The organism is Bradyrhizobium sp. CCBAU 53421, assembly GCF_015291625.1.
Lineage (GTDB): Bacteria > Pseudomonadota > Alphaproteobacteria > Rhizobiales > Xanthobacteraceae > Bradyrhizobium.
In genome coordinates this window covers 1,865,953-1,881,380 of sequence record NZ_CP030047.1, presented here as the reverse complement: position 1 = coordinate 1,881,380, position 15,428 = coordinate 1,865,953, and the positions used below count along the sequence as shown (strand labels likewise).

The window sequence follows — 15,428 nt, the reverse complement described above, 5'->3', positions numbered from 1 at the left end:
ATGGCCGCCGTACCCCAGACCACCAACGCCAACGACATCGCCACCGTCCTCTCGACGCTGGCGACCCGGCAAGGCGCCCGGCCCAAGGGCAAGCCACTGCCCGGCCCCAAGCGCGCCGCGATCCTGATGCTCGCGCTCGGCGAGCAGTATGGCGGCAAGATCTGGTCGATGCTCGACGACGAGGAGGTCCGCGAGCTGTCGGTCCACATGTCGACGCTCGGCACCGTCGAGGCCGACGTGGTCGAGGACCTGATGCTGGAATTCGTGTCGCGGATGTCGGCCTCCGGCGCGCTGATGGGCAATTTCGACGCCACCGAACGGCTGCTGCAGCAATATTTGCCGGCCGAGCGCGTCACCGGCATCATGGACGAGATCCGCGGCCCCGCCGGCCGCAACATGTGGGAGAAGCTCTCCAACGTGCAGGAAGAGGTGCTCGCCAACTACCTCAAGAACGAATACCCGCAGACCATCGCCGTGGTGCTGTCGAAACTGAAGCCGGAGCACGCCGCGCGCGTGCTCGCGATCCTGCCCGAGGACATCGCGCTCGACGTGGTCGGCCGCATGCTGCGGATGGAGGCGGTGCAGAAGGAAGTGATCGAGCGCGTCGAGCAGACGCTTCGCACCGAGTTCATGTCGAACCTGTCGCAGACCCGCCGCCGCGACGCCCATGAGGTGATGGCCGAGATCTTCAACAATTTCGACCGCCAGACCGAGACCCGCTTCATCACCTCGCTGGAAGAAGAGAACCGCGAATCTGCCGAGCGTATCAAGGCGCTGATGTTCACCTTCGACGATCTGATCAAGCTCGATTCCGCCTCGGCCCAAACGCTGATGCGCAACATCGACAAGGACAAGCTGGGCGTCGCGCTGAAGAGCGCCAACGAGGAGGTGCGCAGCTTCTTCCTCGGCAACATGTCTTCCCGCGCCGGCAAGATGCTGATGGACGACATGGCCGCGATGGGCCCGGTGCGGCTGCGCGACGTCGACGAGGCCCAGGCGCTGCTGGTCAACCTCGCCAAGGATCTCGCCGCGCGCGGCGAGATCACCCTGACCAAGAACCGCGCCGACGACGAGCTGGTGTACTGATGGCCGCCCCAGCAAAATTCCTGTTCGACACCGACTTCTCGGCGCCGGACCGTTCGCGCGAGCGCGCGCCGACGCCGGCCGAGGTCGCCCAGAAGGTCGCCGACGCCGAGGCTCGGGCCTATCGCGCCGGCTACGAGGCCGCGCTGCGCGAGGCCAAGGTCGAGAGCGACCGCCGCGCGGCGCAGGCGCTGGAAGAGATCGGCGCCGCGATCAAGGGCATCGCCGCGCGCTTCGCCGGCATCGAGACGCGGATGGAGACCGAGGCCGTCGATGTCGCGGTCGCGGTCGCCCGCAAGCTCTGCGCCGAACTGATCGCGCGCGAGCCGCTCGGCGAGATCACCGCGCTGGTCTCCGACTGCTTTTCGCATCTGGTGGCAACCCCGCATCTCGTGGTCCGCATCAATGACGCGCTGTACGAGGCGGCGCATCACAATATCGAGCAGATGGCGGCGCATTCCGGCTTCCAGGGCCGGCTGGTGATCCTGGCAGAGCCCACGATTGCGACCGGCGACTGCCGGATCGAATGGGCCGACGGCGGCGTGGTGCTGGAGCGCGCCGCGATCGAAGGCAAGATCAACGAACTCGTCGGGCGCTATCTGGCGTCCCGCGGCGAGGCAGGCTGAAGGCGATTGAGGGCTGAACCATGAGCGACACCGACACCCAAGTCCCGCTTCCCGATCTCAACGCCGCCGACGCGCCCGGGATCGACGACATCGGCTACAACGAGGACGAAAATGCCGCGCGGATCGCGGCCGATCTCGAGGCCGTGTTCGACGTGCCGGTGCAGGTCTCTGCCGTGCTCGGCCGCTCCAAGATGGACGTCGGCGACCTCCTGAAGCTCGGACCGGGCACCGTGCTCGAACTCGACCGCCGCGTTGGCGAGGCGATCGACATCTACGTCAACAACCGCCTGGTGGCGCGTGGCGAAGTGGTGCTGGTGGAAGACAAGCTCGGCGTGACCATGACCGAAATCATCAAGGCAGAACGCTCTTAAACGAACTCAGGCGGTAGCGCGCGGAACCTGCGCGACCAGACGAACAGGAGATCATCATGCGGCTTCTCATCGTTGGCACCCTGAAGGGCCAGCTCACGACCGCGACCAAGATCGCGATGGACAACGGCGCCTCGGTGACCCACGCCGAGGCCGCCGAGCAGGCGATGAACGTGCTGCGCGGCGGCAAGGGCGCCGACCTCCTGCTGGTCGATGTCGGCCTCGACATCCGCGACCTCGTGATGCGGCTCGAGGCCGAGCACATCCACGTCCCGATCGTCGCCTGCGGCATCTCCAACGATGCCCGCGCCGCCGTCGCCGCGATCCATGCCGGCGCCAAGGAATACATCCCGCTGCCGCCTGACCCCGAGCTGATCGCAGCGGTGCTGGCCGCGGTCGCCAACGATGCCCGCGACCTGATCTGGCGCGACGAGGCGATGGGTCGGGTGATCAAGCTCGCGCAGCAGATCGCGGGCTCCGACGCCTCCGTGATGATCACCGGCGAGTCCGGCACCGGCAAGGAAGTGCTGGCGCGCTATGTCCATTCCCGTTCGGCCCGCGCCAAGCGGCCGTTCATCTCGATCAACTGCGCGGCGATCCCGGAGCACCTGTTGGAATCCGAGCTGTTCGGCCATGAGAAGGGCGCCTTCACCGGCGCGGTGGCGCGCCGCATCGGCAAGTTCGAGGAAGCGACCGGCGGCACGCTGCTGCTCGACGAAATCTCCGAGATGGATGTCCGTCTCCAATCGAAACTATTGCGCGCGATCCAGGAGCGCGTGATCGACCGCGTCGGCGGCACCAAGCCGGTCCCGGTGGACATCCGGATCATCGCGACCTCGAACCGCAACCTGTCGGAGGCGGTGCGCGAAGGCACTTTCCGCGAGGACCTGCTGTTCCGCCTCAACGTCGTCAACCTGAAGATCCCGCCGCTGCGCGATCGTCCGGCCGACATCCTCGAATTGGCGCAGCATTTCGCCAAGAAATACGCCGAGGCCAACGGCCTTCCGGTCCGCCCGATCTCGACCGAGGCTCGCCGTGTCCTGACCGCCAACCGCTGGCAGGGCAACGTCCGCGAGCTCGAGAACACCATCCATCGCTCGGTCCTGATGGCGCAGGGCGACGAGATCGGTGCCGACGCGATCCTGACCCCGGATGGCGACCGTCTCGACCTTGCCAAGACCGTACCCGCGGTCGCGCACGCCACGCTGGCCGCCGAGCAGGTCACCCGCGCGCTGGTCGGCCGCACCGTCGCCGACGTCGAACGCGATTTGATCCTGGAAACGCTGAAGCATTGCCTCGGCAACCGCACCCATGCCGCCAACATCCTCGGCATCTCGATCCGCACGCTGCGCAACAAGCTGAACGAATATGCCGACGGCGGCATCCCGATCACCCCGGCCGGCAACGGCGCGCCGGATTATCAGCGCATGGCGAGCGCCGGCTGAGAAAAAGAAAAGCGGCGGAGAAGGCTCCGCCGCTTGCCCGGCCTCACGAATAGTTGGGCGCGTCGGGCTTGCGGAAGATCCGGATCGGATCGCCCGGCGTGATGTCGCGGCCGGTGAACGTCACATAGGCATAGAGCGCAAGATAAGCGACGGCGATTGCGCCGACGAGGTAGAACAGCCAGGTTCCCACGCGCTTCATCAAACCGTCACGTCTCCAATACATCTGCGGCTTTTAGAGCATGATCCGGAAAAGTGTGAAGCGGCTTTCCGACAAGATCATGCTCAAACAAGGAGCTAAAGCGCGATGCCGATTCGACCCAATCTCATCGCGCTTTAGTGTGCTTGCCGCGCAAGCGCCACGGCCAACATGCCGCGCCGGCCGGCTTCGCCGCTGATCGCTTGAATCTTGCGGCCAGTTGCCTTATTCAATCTCCTATTGCGCTTTTATATTTCGACAACTGGAGAGTGATATGGCCCTTTACGCGCAGACCGCCGGCACCCTGTCCACCAACTCCGGCACTTTCACCCCGATACAAGGCCTCAGCCTGACGATCCCGGAGGGCGTCGGCACCACCGCGATCATTACGCTCAACGTTCCGAATCCCTACGCCACCGGCACCGATATTCCGGGCGGCATGTTCGGCGTCACCATCAATGGCAAGGTCTCGCCTGTCGTCGCGAGCTTCACCTATAACGAGACCCCGTCGAGCTTTGGCCGTATCCCGACCACGCTCGTCGTCGGCATTCCGCTGGACAATGCGGCTCAGACCATCCAGGCCGTATGGGGTGGCGTCCGCGGCAGCACTGTGATCATCGACAGCCCGGCGTCGCTGAGCGCAGTCATCTGACGGCCGATCCGGCCCAGCAGAGCGCGCTAGCGCGCGCTCCGGGCGTGGACGTGACGTGACGGCAGGCTGACCTCGGCCAGCCGCGCGGCGTCTTCGTTACGGTCGATCGCGACATATTCGCCGTGCCAATACGCCAGCGCGGCGGTGCGTTCCGATGCGATCACGTCGAGCACGCGACCGATGACGATCGCGTGCGAATGGCGCTCGATGACCTCCTCGACCTCGCAGTCGATCGCCGCCAGCGCTCCGACCAATAGCGGCACGCCCGAGGCCCGCGTCGTCCATTCGGCCCCGGTGAAGCGCTCTGCCCCCTTCAGGCCGCCCTTGCCGGTAAAGCGCTCGGCGATGTCGAGCTGATCCGCGGTCAGGATGTTGACGCCGAACACGCCGTGGCGCGCGATCAGCGGCCACGAGGAGGCAGCGCGGTTGATGCTGACGATCAGTGACGGCGGCTCGACCGACAGCGACGACACCGACGTCACCGTCATTCCCGAGATCTCCTTGCCGCGGCCGGCGGTGATGACGCTGACGCCGCCGGTGAGATGGCGCATCGCGCCACGGAATTCATCGGCCGCTACCGCGGGCTCGATCGAAACATTGCGGACGACGGAATTCATAGCGACCTCACAGATCGGATGTGTCTTCGCTGCCCTCGAGCAGGTGCTTCAGGATCTCGCCCTCCAGCGCGGCGAGCTCGGCCGAGCCGCGTCGGCGCGGCCGTGGCAGGTCGATCGTGACATCCTCGGCGATCCGGCCGTCCTCGATGACCAGCACGCGGTCGGCGAGCGCGACCGCCTCGGCAACATCGTGCGTCACCAGGATCGCGGTAAAGCCCTGGTCGCGCCAGACGCGCTCCAGCAATTGCTGCATCGAAATGCGGGTCAGCGCATCGAGCGCGCCGAGCGGCTCGTCGAACGCCAGCACGCGCGGCTGGCTGACCAGCGCCCGCGCCAGCGCCACGCGCTGCTTCTGGCCACCTGACAGCACCGAGGGCCACTCTCGGCGCTTGTCGCCGAGGCCGACCTCGACCAGCGCCCGCTCGGCGCGCGCCTGCGCATCCGCCGACGCGCGCTCGCGTCCCAGCCCGACCTCGACATTGGACAGCACCCGCGCCCAGGGCAGCAGGCGCGGCTCCTGGAACATGACGCGGACGTCCTGCGCCCGGGGTTCCTCACCGAAGGCGATGCTGCCCGCCGTCGGCGCGTCGAGGCCGGCGATCAGGCGCAGCAGCGTGCTCTTACCGCAGCCGCTGCGGCCGACGATCGCGACGAACTGGCCGGCGGGGATGTGCAGGTCGATGCCGCGCAGCACCTCATTGTCGCCGAACGCCTTGCGCAGGCCGCGGATGGTCAGCGACAGACCGCGGGCCGGCCCTTCCGCGACGCGCCGCAAATGCCGCGGCTTCGCGACGATGTCGGCACGGTCGACCGGCTCGGCATCGACAGACTGGAAACGAAGCGCTTCTTGCATTCTCATTCTCACTTCTTCTGGAAGGCGGGGTGCCACGACAGGGTCAGCCGCTCCAGCGCCCGCGAGGCGCTGTCGGCTAGCTTGCCGAGCAGGGCGTAGATCAGGATCGAGAGCACGACGACGTCGATCAGCATGAACTCGCGCGCCTGCATCGCCATGTAGCCGAGGCCCGACGAGGCCGCGATGGTCTCGGCGACGATCAGGGTCAGCCACATGATGCCGAGCGCAAAGCGCAGTCCGACGAAGATCGAGGGCAGCGCGCCCGGGAAGATCACCCGGCGGAACAGCTCGCCATCGGTCATTCCGTAGATGCGGCCCATCTCGATCAGCTGCGGATCGACGGTGCGGATGCCATGCAGCGTGTTGAGATAGATCGGGAAGAACACGCCGAGCGCCACGAGAAAGAGCTTCGCCGACTCGTCGATGCCGAACCACAGGATGACGAGTGGGATCAGCGCCAGATGCGGGATGTTGCGCACCATCTGCAGCGTGGTGTCGGTCAGCTTCGCCGACAGCTGCGACAGCCCGTTGGCAAGGCCGAAGGCAAAGCCGATGCCGCCGCCGATCACAAAGCCGATCGAGGCGCGCCAGAAGCTGACCCAGATGTTGCGAACCAGTTCGCCCGAGAGCAGCAGCTTCCAGCCGGCGAGCGCGACGTCGGTCGGCGCGGGCAACACCCGCGAGGGCACGAAACCGGTGACGCAGGCGAGCTGCCAGACCAGCACGATCGCGAGCGGCACGATCCAGGGGATCAGGCCGTCGACCTTCGGTAGCTTGGGCGCGCCGACGCCCGGAAGACTGTCAATGAGACTCATGATTGCGATGCCTGCTTCTGCGGACGGAATTCGTTGCCGATGGTCTCGCCGAACGGCCCGGTGTTGACCCGGATCGGCGTCACGTTGTTGCCGTGTTCGAGCGAAAGCAGCGGGAACACCAGCTCGGCGAAGCGATAGGCTTCCTCGAGGTGCGGATAGCCCGACATGATGAAGGTATCGACGCCGACGTCCTGGTACTCCTTGATCCGGGCGGCGACGGTCTCGGGATCGCCGACCAGCGCAGTGCCGGCGCCGCCGCGCACGAGGCCAACGCCGGCCCAGAGGTTCGGGCTGATCTCGAGCTTGTCGCGCCGTCCGCCATGCAGCTGCGCCATACGCTGCTGGCCGACCGAATCCATCCGGGAGAAGATCTTCTGGGCGGTGGCAATGGTGTCGTCGGTGACGTACTGGATCAATTCGTCGGCGGCCTTCCAAGCCTCCGCATTGGTCTCGCGCACGATCACGTGCAGGCGGATGCCGAACGAGAGCTTGCGGCCGCGCTGCGCCGCAACGGCTTTCACCTTGGCGATCTTCTCGGCGACCTGCGCCGGCGGCTCGCCCCAGGTCAGGTATTTGTCGACGGTGTCGACCGCGACGTCGATGCCGGCGTCCGACGAGCCGCCGAAATAGAGCGGCGGCCGCGGCGACTGCACCGGATTGAACAGCAGGCGGCCGTCCTCGATCCGGATGTGCTTGCCTTCGACATTGACCGTCTTGCCGGCCAAGAGGTCGCTGTAGACGTTGAGGAACTCGCGCGTCACCGCGTAGCGCTCGTCGTGATCGAGGAAGATGCCGTCGCCCTTGTTCTCGATCGGATCGCCGCCGGTGACGACGTTGATCAGCAGACGGCCGTTCGACAGCCGGTCCAAAGTCGCTGTCATGCGGGCGGCGACGCTCGGCGACTGCAGGCCGGGCCGGACCGCCACGAGATAGCGCAGGCGCTCGGTCCAAGGCGCGACGGCTGACGCCACCACCCAGGAGTCCTCGCAGCTACGCCCGGTCGGCAGCAGCACGCCGTAATAGCCGAGCTGATCGGCGGCCTGCGCGATCTGGCGCAGATAGTTGAAGTTTACCTCGCGGCCGCCGATCGACGTGCCGAGATAACGGCTGTCGCCGTGGGTCGGCAGGAACCAGAGGATGTTGGCGTTGGTTGGGGTGCTCACGTGCCCGGCCTCCATGCGACGTCGGAAATCTTGATTTGTTTGGGGATCAGGCCGAGCGCAAAGAACGCGTCGGCGACCTGTTGTTGATCCGCGATCACGCTGTCGGTGACCGGCTTGATGCCGTAGGCCTGCCGCTTCAACGCGACCTCGACCACCGGCACCGACAGGCCGATGCTCGGCGCCAGCTGCTCGGCGACGGCGTGGATATCGCCCTTGGCCCAGTCATCGACCTCGCCCAGTTGCGCCAGCACGAGCTCGACGATCTTCGCATCGGCCTGCAGAAACTTCCTCGAGGCGAAGTAGAACTGATAGTTGGCGACGACGCCGGTGCCGTCGACAACGGTGCGGGCGCCGGTCGCAGCTTCGGCTGCGGCCTGGAACGGATCCCAGATCACCCAGGCATCGACCGCACCGCGCTCGAACACCGCACGCGCGTCGGCCGGCGCCAGGAACACCGGCTCGATCTCGGAATATTTGACGCCGGCTTTCTCCAACGCCTTCACCAGGAGGTAGTGGACGTTGGAGCCCTTGTTCAGCGCGATCTTCTTGCCTCTGAGGTCAGTGACCGACTTGATCGGGCTGTCCTTCGGCACCAGGATCGCCTCGCCCTTCGGCGCCGGCGGCTCGTAGGCAACGTACTGGATCGGCGCTCCGGCAGCCTGCGCGAAGATCGGCGGCGCCTCGCCGGTGTTGCCGAAATCGATCGCGCCGACATTGAGCGCTTCGAGCAGCGGCGGCCCGGACGGAAACTCGGTCCACGCCACCTTATAGCCGGCCGACTTCAGCTTCTCCTCGAGCGAGCCCTTGCTCTTCAGCAGCACCAGCTTGCCGTATTTCTGATAGCCGATGCGGACGACCTTCTCCTGGCCGTAAGAGGCGCCGACTGTGGCGGCGACGATGCTGACCGACAGCACCGCGCGGGCGACCCAGCGCCGGAACAAACGCGTCATGGGAAATTCCTCTGCATTGAAATGACCAAACGCACGCCGATCAGGTCTGGGGGTTGCGCCAGACGATGTCGCGGATCGCGATCTGTTTCGGAATCAGGCCAAGCTTGAAGAAGCGATCGGCGACGCCCTGCTGGGTCGCGATGATGTCGTCGGTCACGGGGCCGACCGAGAAGCCGGCGCGCTTTGCCGCGATGGTCTGGATATCCAGCGGCACGCCGGTGACCGCGGCCAGCGATTTCGCGACGTCATCGGGATGCGCCTCTGCCCATTTCGCCGTCGATGCCGTGACATCGACGATCTGCTGCAGGATCGCACCGCGATTCCGCGCGAAGTCGCGGTTGGCGATGTAGAACGCGTTGGTCTTGGTGACGTCGCGGCTGTTGACCAGAATGCGGCCGTTCTGCCTGGTCTCGCCGATTGCAAAGTACGGATCCCAGATCGCCCAGGCATCGATGCCGCCATTGGCAAAAGCGGGGCCGGCGTCCGGTGGCGTCAGGTAGACCGGCGTGATGTCGTCGTAAGTGAGCCCGGCCTTCTCCAGCGTCTGGATCACGACGTTATGCGCGCTGGATCCCTTGGTGAACCCGACGCGCTTGCCCTTGAGCTCGGCGATGTCCTTGATTGCCGAATTCTGCGGCACCAGGATGCCCGAGCCGTTCATGATGGGCTGAGCCGCGGCGTACACAATGGCCGCGCCCGCGGCCTGCGCGAAGATCGGCGGGGAATCGCCGACCGCGCCGTAATCGACGCTGCCGACATTCATCGCCTCCATCATCGGCGGACCCGAAGAGAACTCGACCCATTTCACGCTGATGCCCTGCGGCTTGAAATGATTTTCCAAGGCTTCGCGCTGGCGCGTGATGACGAGCACGCCGTTCTTCTGGTAGCCGATACGAATTTCCTTCGCGTCCGCTTGCGCCTGCGCATTCCGTGACAGCGCAACGGAGGCGGCTGTAGCGAGCGACAGCTGGAGGAACTCACGACGCTTCATTCCAAAAACTCCTGACGATCAAGCGCGTGTCTCAACGCGCGATCATGAATTGTCAGGATGATGGGGCGCGCGAATGAAGCTGTCGAGCACCGCACAAAAATAGCGATGCCTGCACTTCGGTGCAGGCATCGCGCGTGCCGTTTCGTTCAAGGCGCAGGTCGCGCGTAGCGAATTATTTTCTTCACGCGATCGCGAGGTCGCTGCGCAGGAATCGATCAGCCCGCGGCTGCGGTCTTCGGGCCGACATTGACCGCGAGTTTACCATAGCGATCCGAGAATGCCTGGGTGTCGATCTCCTCGAGCTGGATCGAGCCGTCGAGCACGCCCTTCTTCCAGGCATCGTGCTCGGGATCGTGCTGGAACTCCGGCATCACCTCTTTCCCGAACAATTCGAGCGACTCGCAGATATGCTCATGCGTGTTCTTGCCGGCCTGGTTGAGCAGGATCACCTGATCGATATGCGAGGCGCGGAAGCGCCGCAGCTTCTTGCGCAATGTTTCAGGTGAGCCGATCAGGCCGCCGCGCAGCGCAGCCTCCTGCGCCTCCGGATTCTCGCGCTTCCACTTGTTGTACTCGTCCCACATATTGACGGTGCCGGGTGCCGGGCGCTGCCGGTTCTGCGCCTGGCCGTAATAACGCAGCGCGAATTGGAAGAAGGTCGCGCCGTCGGCGCGCCGGCGCGCCTCTTCATCCGTCTCGGCGCACATGAAGAACGAGACCAGCGCCATGTTGGGATTGATCTCGTAGTCGGCGAGCTTCTTCAGCCGCTTGGTGATCGCGTTGTAATAGGCGTGCACCCAGGCATGCGCCGCCTCGGCGCTGACGAACTGGAAGCCGAGCGCGCCAAAGCCGTTCTGCCCGGCGCGTTCGATCGTCGGCAACTGCGAGCACGCCATCCAGAGCGGCGGATGCGGCTTCTGCACCGGCTTCGGCACGACATTGCGCAGCGGGATATCGAAATACTTGCCGTGATGCTCGGTGCCGACCTTGGTGAACATCGGGAAGATCGCTTGGACCGCCTCCTCGAACACCTCGCGCTTGGTCTCCATGTCGCGGCCGAACGGCGTCAGCTCGGTGATCGAGGCGCTTTCGCCCATGCCGAACTCGCAGCGGCCGTTACTGAGCAGATCGAGCACCGCGACCCGCTCGGCGACGCGCGCGGGATGATTGGTAGTGAGCTGGAAGATGCCGTGGCCGAGCCGGATGTTCTTGGTCCGCTGGCTCGCAGCGGCGAGGAAGGATTCCGGCGCCGGCGAGTGCGAATATTCCTCGAGGAAATGATGCTCGACGACCCAGGCGTAATCGTAGTTGAGCCGGTCAGCGGTCTCCAATTGCGTCAGCGCGTTCTGGTAGAGGCGGAGCTCGTCGCCGTCGTTCCAGGGGCGCGGCAGTTGCAGCTCATAGAAAATGCCGAATTTCATGGCGTCACTCCCAAGGTCGGGTCCTTGGCCACTTGTTGTGGTCCCGACCGCTTGTTGTTTTCAGGCAGTCTAGTGGCGGCCCGGACCAAGTCTAGCCTCGGGGGCGAAACCCCTATTCCGCGCAGCGGAAGCACGCTTGATTGGAACGCACGAATGGTTAGCTTGTCATGGTCTGAGTCGCGGCGTTATTGATCGCGCGCTCACCCCTCCGAAAGCTCATGACCACCTTTACGCCGCATCAGGATTCCGCGCTGAAAGCCGTTGCCGACTGGCTCAAAGCCAAGCCCGGCCAGGGCGGCACGCCGCCGGTGTTCCGCCTGTTCGGCTATGCCGGAACCGGCAAGACCACGCTCGCCCGCCACATCGCCGAGGGCGTCGACGGCGAGGTGAAGTTCGCGGCCTTCACCGGCAAGGCAGCGCTCGTGATGCGCAACAAGGGTTGCGACAGCGCCTCCACGATCCATTCGCTGATCTACCGCGCCCGCGAGTCCGGCGTCGAGCAGCCGAGCTTCGAACTCTGGGACGACGCGCCGGCGTCAAAGGCGAAGCTGATCGTGATCGACGAATGCTCGATGGTCGACGCCGAGCTCGGCCGCGATTTGATGTCGTTCGACTGCCCGCTGTTGGTGCTCGGCGATCCCGCGCAATTGCCGCCGATCCAGGGCGGCGGCTTCTTCACCGACGCCGAGCCGGACGCGATGCTGACCGAGGTGCACCGCCAGGCGCAGGACGATCCGATCGTGCGGATGTCGATGGATATCCGCGAGGGCCGCGAGCTCGAGATCGGCCGCCATGGCGAGAGCGAGGTGGTCTCGCGCAAGGAGCTCGATCCGGATCGCGTGATGAGCGCCGACCAGGTGCTGGTCGGCCGCAACAACACCCGCCGCGCCTACAACATGCGGGTGCGGCAGCGGCTGAACATCGAGGATCCGCTGCCGGTCGCCGGCGACAAGCTGGTCTGCCTGCGCAACAACCGCAAGAAGGGCCTGTTCAACGGCGGGCTGTGGCGGGTCAAGGCGCGCGCGCAGTCGAAATCCAAGATCATCACCATGCGCGTGATGCCCGACGAGGATTTCGGCTACAAGGTCACCAAGGTCTCGGTGCGCGGCGAATGCTTCGACGGTGGCGTCGAGGGCGTGCCGTGGGAGCAGCGCAAGCCCTATGACGAGTTCGACTACGGCTACGTGCTGACCGTGCACAAGTCGCAGGGCTCGCAGTGGGACGACGTCGTGCTGTTCGACGAGAGCTTTGCGTTCCAGGACTCGCGCGCGAGGTGGCTGTACACGGGCATCACGCGGGCGGCGAAGCGGCTCAGCATCGTGGTGTGAAAGTCCCGCAGGCCGCACTTCCACAGACCCGTCATCCTGAGGTGCGAGCGAAGCGAGCCTCGAAGGATGAATCGGCCACCAGCCGGGCCGTGCATCCTTCGAGACGCCGCTCCGCGGCTCCTCAGGATGACGGATGCCTACCCCCTTGAATGACCGGCATTTCCCTCACGAAACCGTGTGGCCGGCGCCGTAACAAAACGCCCCCTCGCCCGTATTTTGAAGCGTCGGAGCAGCCCGGCCCGATTTCCTAATGCCGGCTCCCGCTCTAGACTGGCCCCCACTTGCGATCCCACGAGGAACCCATGCCCAAAAGCTCCCTCAGCCGCCTCTCGCTTTGCGCCGCCGCGATCGGCGCGCTGGCCGTCACAGCTTTTGCCGTTGCGCCCTCGCTTGCCGCCGAGGACGCCGTGATCATCCCGGCGCCGGCCGCGAGCGCGCCGGAAACCGGCATCAAAACCGCGGTGCTCGCCGGCGGCTGCTTCTGGGGTGTGCAGGGCGTGTTCCAGCACACCGCCGGCATCGTCAGCGCGGTGTCCGGCTACTCCGGCGGCAGCAAGGCGAATGCCGACTACGAGAAGGTCTCGACCGGCAGCACCGGCCATGCCGAGTCGGTCGAGATCAAGTACGACCCGCAGAAGATCTCCTACGGCAAGATCCTGCAGATCTTCTTCTCGGTCGTGCACGACCCGACCCAGCTGAACCGCCAGGGCCCGGACTCCGGCACGCAATATCGCTCGGCGATCTTCACCACCAGCGACGAGCAGAAGAAGGTGGCGGATGCCTATATCGCCCAGCTCAACGCGGCCAAGGTGTACAAGAAGCCGATCGTCACCAAGGTCGGCGCGCTGGAGGCGTTCTATCCGGCGGAGGGCTACCACCAGGACTATCTGACGCTGCACCCGAACCAACCCTATATTGCGTATAACGACATCCCGAAGGTCGAGAACCTGAAGAAGATCTTCGCGGAGAACTACATCGAGAAGCCGACGCTGGTGAGCAGCACCAAGGTCACCAACTGAGCATCTCGCAAAGGAGGTTGAATGTCCGATACCAAAACCGACGGCAAGGTCCGCAAGAGCGAGGCCGAGTGGCGCAAGGAATTGACGCCGATGCAGTACGCCGTGCTGCGCGAGAAGGCCACCGAACGCCCCTTCACCGGCGAATACGAGCATGATCCCCGCAAGGGCACCTATGTCTGCGCCGGCTGCGGCCAGACGCTGTTCGAGTCCGACCAGAAGTTCGATTCCGGCTGCGGCTGGCCGAGCTTCTCCAAGCCCGCGGCCGAGAGCCATGTCGACGAGGAGCGCGACATGAGCCACGGCATGATTCGCACCGAGGTGCTGTGCTCGAAATGCGACGGCCATCTCGGCCATGTCTTCAACGACGGCCCCGGCCCGACCGGCCTGCGCTACTGCATCAACTCGGCGGCGCTGAAGCTGAACGAGAAGAAGTAGCGGCAATGCGTCACGCGCGGGCTTGCCGCCTGTGCTGACGATGGCGGGTCCGGCAAATATCCCGATTTCCCGTCGAACGTTTGATCCGCCCCGTGCGACCAAGAACCGGTCGCGCGGGGTTTTGTTTTGGCGCGGCCGTCCTTCCGCGCGCCTCAACACAAGGAAATTTTGATGTCACCGATTTCTGGAAAGCTTTTATTCGGTCTCGGTCTTGCCGGCGCCATCATGGCAGGCGCGGTCAGCGGGCCTGCGTTCGCCGCCGACAAGATCTCTCTGTTCAAGGTCATCACCGCCAAGGACGAAATCGTCATCGGCATGACGGATGCCGATCTCGCTGAGATCGATGGCCAGAATGCCGGCGGCATCGCCAAGATGCTGGTCGCCAAGGGCTCGATGAGCGTCTGGCAGTACGCGGTGCACAAATCCGCTTCCGGCGATCTCGAACAGGCGCCGCTGCACAAGATCGGCCTGATCGCCAGCGACTCGCTGCGGGTCGAGCCCTATCCGACCCCGCTGAAGGTGCTGCCGATCGACGAAGGCAAGAAATAGCCGCCGGAGCGGCCAACAACATCCTCGTGATTGGCAGAGCGCCTTAACGACTCGCGCCCCGGAATGTGCTTTGATCCGGAACTGCGGGGCCGTAGGCGTCTCGCCGCGCGGCTGCCGCCTGTTCTGAGGAGGGCGTCATGTCGCTTGGACTGATCCTCATCATCGTCTTGCTGATCGTCCTGCTGGGCGGCTATAGCGGCCGGATCCGCGGCTATGGCTATGGTCTCGGCCACTCCGGAATGGGCCTTTTCGGGGTGATTTTGATCGTGGTCGCGATCCTGGCCTTGCTTGACAAGATTTGAGAGTCGTAAGCCATTGAAATAAATGGACTTATTTGACCGGACGCGGTGCCATGCGCGGATTCAGCATGTGCTCTGCCGGGGCCGCTTCTGGGGTCGCATTTTTGTCAAAGAGGCCTATATTAGGGATCGAAATGACATGTACGGCGCCGCCAAGTACAGGCCGCCGTCCCCCAAATCCCTTGCGCCACGCCAACTGACAAGAACACAAGAGGTCGTCGACCATGCGTCCCCTGCGTCCGTTCAACTACAATACGTCTGCCGAACTGTTTCCTGCCGCGATCCGCAAGAAGAAGCGGGCGGGCTTCGCCTACCGCCGTTTCGGCACTGCTGCCGAGGCCGTGCAGTTCGCGATGGAGCAGCTGCCGGCGGATTCGCTGAACGGCGCCTATCTGCAGGTCGAGGAAGCCCGGTTCGACCAGAACGGCATCCGCTCGCTCTATGAGAGCGAGGCGTTCCCGCTGCCGCGCCGTCCGCGCCCCGCCGCCAGCCAGACCGACGCCGACGCCGCATAAGCTTTCCTGCTCCTCACTCAACGAAAAGCCCTCGGACCGATCCGGGGGCTTTTGTTTTGGACGAGTCTTTCTGGCGAATAATCTGATCGGAAAACCGCAGCAC

At 65.0% G+C, this 15,428-nt stretch carries 19 protein-coding genes; 11 read left to right on the top strand and 8 right to left on the bottom strand.

The window, feature by feature from the left end; all coding sequences use genetic code 11:
• From fliG to XH92_RS08905, 4 genes are read left to right on the top strand one after another with little or no spacing between them, the layout of a single operon-like run.
• The gene (gene fliG / locus XH92_RS08920; RefSeq protein WP_194458879.1) at positions 1 to 1,086 is read left to right on the top strand and encodes a flagellar motor switch protein FliG; all 1,086 of its coding nucleotides are present in this window, start codon (positions 1 to 3) and stop codon (positions 1,084 to 1,086) included.
• Positions 1,086 to 1,709, top strand: a complete 624-nt coding sequence (locus XH92_RS08915; RefSeq protein WP_194458878.1) for a FliH/SctL family protein — start codon at positions 1,086 to 1,088, stop codon at positions 1,707 to 1,709. Before fliG ends, XH92_RS08915 begins: the two co-directional genes overlap by 1 nt.
• Before the next feature lie 20 nt (positions 1,710 to 1,729).
• Complete coding sequence (gene fliN, locus XH92_RS08910; protein ID WP_050631817.1) at positions 1,730 to 2,080, top strand: flagellar motor switch protein FliN; 351 nt, start codon at positions 1,730 to 1,732, stop codon at positions 2,078 to 2,080.
• 56 nt (positions 2,081 to 2,136) lie between these two features.
• Positions 2,137 to 3,522 (top strand): sigma-54-dependent Fis family transcriptional regulator, encoded by a 1,386-nt coding sequence (locus XH92_RS08905; protein WP_194458877.1) that lies wholly within the window; start codon positions 2,137 to 2,139, stop codon positions 3,520 to 3,522.
• A 43-nt stretch (positions 3,523 to 3,565) separates the two neighbouring features.
• Here the strand turns inward: XH92_RS08905 and XH92_RS08900 are convergent, their stop codons facing one another.
• On the bottom strand, positions 3,566 to 3,721 hold the full coding sequence (locus XH92_RS08900) for a hypothetical protein (protein WP_172803616.1): 156 nt from the start codon (positions 3,719 to 3,721) through the stop codon (positions 3,566 to 3,568).
• Between the two features lie 271 nt (positions 3,722 to 3,992).
• On the opposite strand from XH92_RS08900, the gene XH92_RS08895 reads away from it, so the two are divergent.
• On the top strand, positions 3,993 to 4,370 hold the full coding sequence (locus tag XH92_RS08895) for a hypothetical protein (RefSeq protein WP_194458876.1): 378 nt from the start codon (positions 3,993 to 3,995) through the stop codon (positions 4,368 to 4,370).
• 26 nt (positions 4,371 to 4,396) lie between these two features.
• On the opposite strand, the gene XH92_RS08890 is transcribed toward XH92_RS08895, so the two are convergent.
• The 7 genes from XH92_RS08890 to XH92_RS08860 form a co-directional block, all read right to left on the bottom strand.
• Positions 4,397 to 4,987 carry a flavin reductase family protein gene (locus XH92_RS08890; RefSeq protein ID WP_194458875.1) on the bottom strand — a complete coding sequence of 197 codons (591 nt, stop codon included), beginning with the start codon at positions 4,985 to 4,987 and terminating at the stop codon, positions 4,397 to 4,399.
• Between the two features lie 7 nt (positions 4,988 to 4,994).
• On the bottom strand, positions 4,995 to 5,840 hold the full coding sequence (locus XH92_RS08885) for an ATP-binding cassette domain-containing protein (RefSeq protein WP_194461181.1): 846 nt from the start codon (positions 5,838 to 5,840) through the stop codon (positions 4,995 to 4,997).
• A gap of 8 nt (positions 5,841 to 5,848) precedes the next feature.
• Positions 5,849 to 6,655: an ABC transporter permease subunit gene (locus XH92_RS08880; protein ID WP_194458874.1), complete on the bottom strand. Its 807-nt coding sequence runs from the start codon at positions 6,653 to 6,655 to the stop codon at positions 5,849 to 5,851.
• On the bottom strand, positions 6,652 to 7,833 hold the full coding sequence (ssuD, locus tag XH92_RS08875; protein ID WP_194458873.1) for an FMNH2-dependent alkanesulfonate monooxygenase: 1,182 nt from the start codon (positions 7,831 to 7,833) through the stop codon (positions 6,652 to 6,654). The genes XH92_RS08880 and ssuD overlap by 4 nt, the downstream gene beginning before the upstream one ends.
• Positions 7,815 to 8,768, bottom strand: a complete 954-nt coding sequence (locus tag XH92_RS08870) for a sulfonate ABC transporter substrate-binding protein (protein WP_194458872.1) — start codon at positions 8,766 to 8,768, stop codon at positions 7,815 to 7,817. Before XH92_RS08870 ends, ssuD begins: the two co-directional genes overlap by 19 nt.
• A gap of 40 nt (positions 8,769 to 8,808) precedes the next feature.
• A complete protein-coding gene (locus XH92_RS08865) occupies positions 8,809 to 9,759 on the bottom strand; it encodes an aliphatic sulfonate ABC transporter substrate-binding protein (protein ID WP_194458871.1) in 951 nt (316 codons plus the stop codon).
• A 215-nt stretch (positions 9,760 to 9,974) separates the two neighbouring features.
• Entirely contained in the window at positions 9,975 to 11,180 is a 1,206-nt protein-coding gene (locus XH92_RS08860; protein WP_194458870.1) for an LLM class flavin-dependent oxidoreductase, read from the bottom strand.
• Positions 11,181 to 11,398: 218 nt separating this feature from the next.
• Between XH92_RS08860 and XH92_RS08855 the strand changes: the two genes are divergently transcribed.
• The 6 genes from XH92_RS08855 to XH92_RS08830 all read left to right on the top strand — a co-directional run bounded on the left by XH92_RS08855 (position 11,399) and on the right by XH92_RS08830 (position 15,325).
• Complete coding sequence (locus XH92_RS08855) at positions 11,399 to 12,508, top strand: ATP-dependent RecD-like DNA helicase (protein ID WP_194458869.1); 1,110 nt, start codon at positions 11,399 to 11,401, stop codon at positions 12,506 to 12,508.
• 302 nt (positions 12,509 to 12,810) lie between these two features.
• Positions 12,811 to 13,527 (top strand): peptide-methionine (S)-S-oxide reductase MsrA, encoded by a 717-nt coding sequence (msrA, locus tag XH92_RS08850; RefSeq protein ID WP_194458868.1) that lies wholly within the window; start codon positions 12,811 to 12,813, stop codon positions 13,525 to 13,527.
• A 21-nt stretch (positions 13,528 to 13,548) separates the two neighbouring features.
• Positions 13,549 to 13,962, top strand: coding sequence for a peptide-methionine (R)-S-oxide reductase MsrB (gene msrB / locus XH92_RS08845; RefSeq protein ID WP_194458867.1), 414 nt, complete (start codon positions 13,549 to 13,551; stop codon positions 13,960 to 13,962).
• A gap of 171 nt (positions 13,963 to 14,133) precedes the next feature.
• A complete protein-coding gene (locus tag XH92_RS08840; protein ID WP_246788341.1) occupies positions 14,134 to 14,511 on the top strand; it encodes a hypothetical protein in 378 nt (125 codons plus the stop codon).
• A gap of 137 nt (positions 14,512 to 14,648) precedes the next feature.
• Positions 14,649 to 14,813, top strand: coding sequence for a DUF3309 family protein (locus XH92_RS08835; RefSeq protein WP_194458866.1), 165 nt, complete (start codon positions 14,649 to 14,651; stop codon positions 14,811 to 14,813).
• 221 nt (positions 14,814 to 15,034) lie between these two features.
• Positions 15,035 to 15,325: a hypothetical protein gene (locus tag XH92_RS08830; protein ID WP_016844322.1), complete on the top strand. Its 291-nt coding sequence runs from the start codon at positions 15,035 to 15,037 to the stop codon at positions 15,323 to 15,325.
• The last annotated feature ends 103 nt before the right edge of the window (positions 15,326 to 15,428 follow it).

Excerpts from the sequence above, each read along its gene's own strand:
- XH92_RS08830 (WP_016844322.1), top strand. The coding sequence starts at position 15,035 with ATGCGTCCCCTGCGTCCGTTCAACTACAATACGTCTGCCGAACTGTTT.
- XH92_RS08880 (WP_194458874.1), bottom strand. The coding sequence starts at position 6,655 with ATGAGTCTCATTGACAGTCTTCCGGGCGTCGGCGCGCCCAAGCTACCG.
- XH92_RS08895 (WP_194458876.1), top strand. The coding sequence starts at position 3,993 with ATGGCCCTTTACGCGCAGACCGCCGGCACCCTGTCCACCAACTCCGGC.
- XH92_RS08885 (WP_194461181.1), bottom strand. The coding sequence starts at position 5,840 with ATGCAAGAAGCGCTTCGTTTCCAGTCTGTCGATGCCGAGCCGGTCGAC.
- XH92_RS08840 (WP_246788341.1), top strand. The coding sequence starts at position 14,134 with ATGTCACCGATTTCTGGAAAGCTTTTATTCGGTCTCGGTCTTGCCGGC.
- fliN (WP_050631817.1), top strand. The coding sequence starts at position 1,730 with ATGAGCGACACCGACACCCAAGTCCCGCTTCCCGATCTCAACGCCGCC.
- XH92_RS08915 (WP_194458878.1), top strand. The coding sequence starts at position 1,086 with ATGGCCGCCCCAGCAAAATTCCTGTTCGACACCGACTTCTCGGCGCCG.
- XH92_RS08905 (WP_194458877.1), top strand. The coding sequence starts at position 2,137 with ATGCGGCTTCTCATCGTTGGCACCCTGAAGGGCCAGCTCACGACCGCG.
- XH92_RS08890 (WP_194458875.1), bottom strand. The coding sequence starts at position 4,987 with ATGAATTCCGTCGTCCGCAATGTTTCGATCGAGCCCGCGGTAGCGGCC.
- XH92_RS08900 (WP_172803616.1), bottom strand. The coding sequence starts at position 3,721 with ATGAAGCGCGTGGGAACCTGGCTGTTCTACCTCGTCGGCGCAATCGCC.
- fliG (WP_194458879.1), top strand. The coding sequence starts at position 1 with ATGGCCGCCGTACCCCAGACCACCAACGCCAACGACATCGCCACCGTC.
- XH92_RS08865 (WP_194458871.1), bottom strand. The coding sequence starts at position 9,759 with ATGAAGCGTCGTGAGTTCCTCCAGCTGTCGCTCGCTACAGCCGCCTCC.
- XH92_RS08870 (WP_194458872.1), bottom strand. The coding sequence starts at position 8,768 with ATGACGCGTTTGTTCCGGCGCTGGGTCGCCCGCGCGGTGCTGTCGGTC.
- XH92_RS08860 (WP_194458870.1), bottom strand. The coding sequence starts at position 11,180 with ATGAAATTCGGCATTTTCTATGAGCTGCAACTGCCGCGCCCCTGGAAC.
- ssuD (WP_194458873.1), bottom strand. The coding sequence starts at position 7,833 with ATGGAGGCCGGGCACGTGAGCACCCCAACCAACGCCAACATCCTCTGG.
- msrA (WP_194458868.1), top strand. The coding sequence starts at position 12,811 with ATGCCCAAAAGCTCCCTCAGCCGCCTCTCGCTTTGCGCCGCCGCGATC.
- XH92_RS08835 (WP_194458866.1), top strand. The coding sequence starts at position 14,649 with ATGTCGCTTGGACTGATCCTCATCATCGTCTTGCTGATCGTCCTGCTG.
- msrB (WP_194458867.1), top strand. The coding sequence starts at position 13,549 with ATGTCCGATACCAAAACCGACGGCAAGGTCCGCAAGAGCGAGGCCGAG.
- XH92_RS08855 (WP_194458869.1), top strand. The coding sequence starts at position 11,399 with ATGACCACCTTTACGCCGCATCAGGATTCCGCGCTGAAAGCCGTTGCC.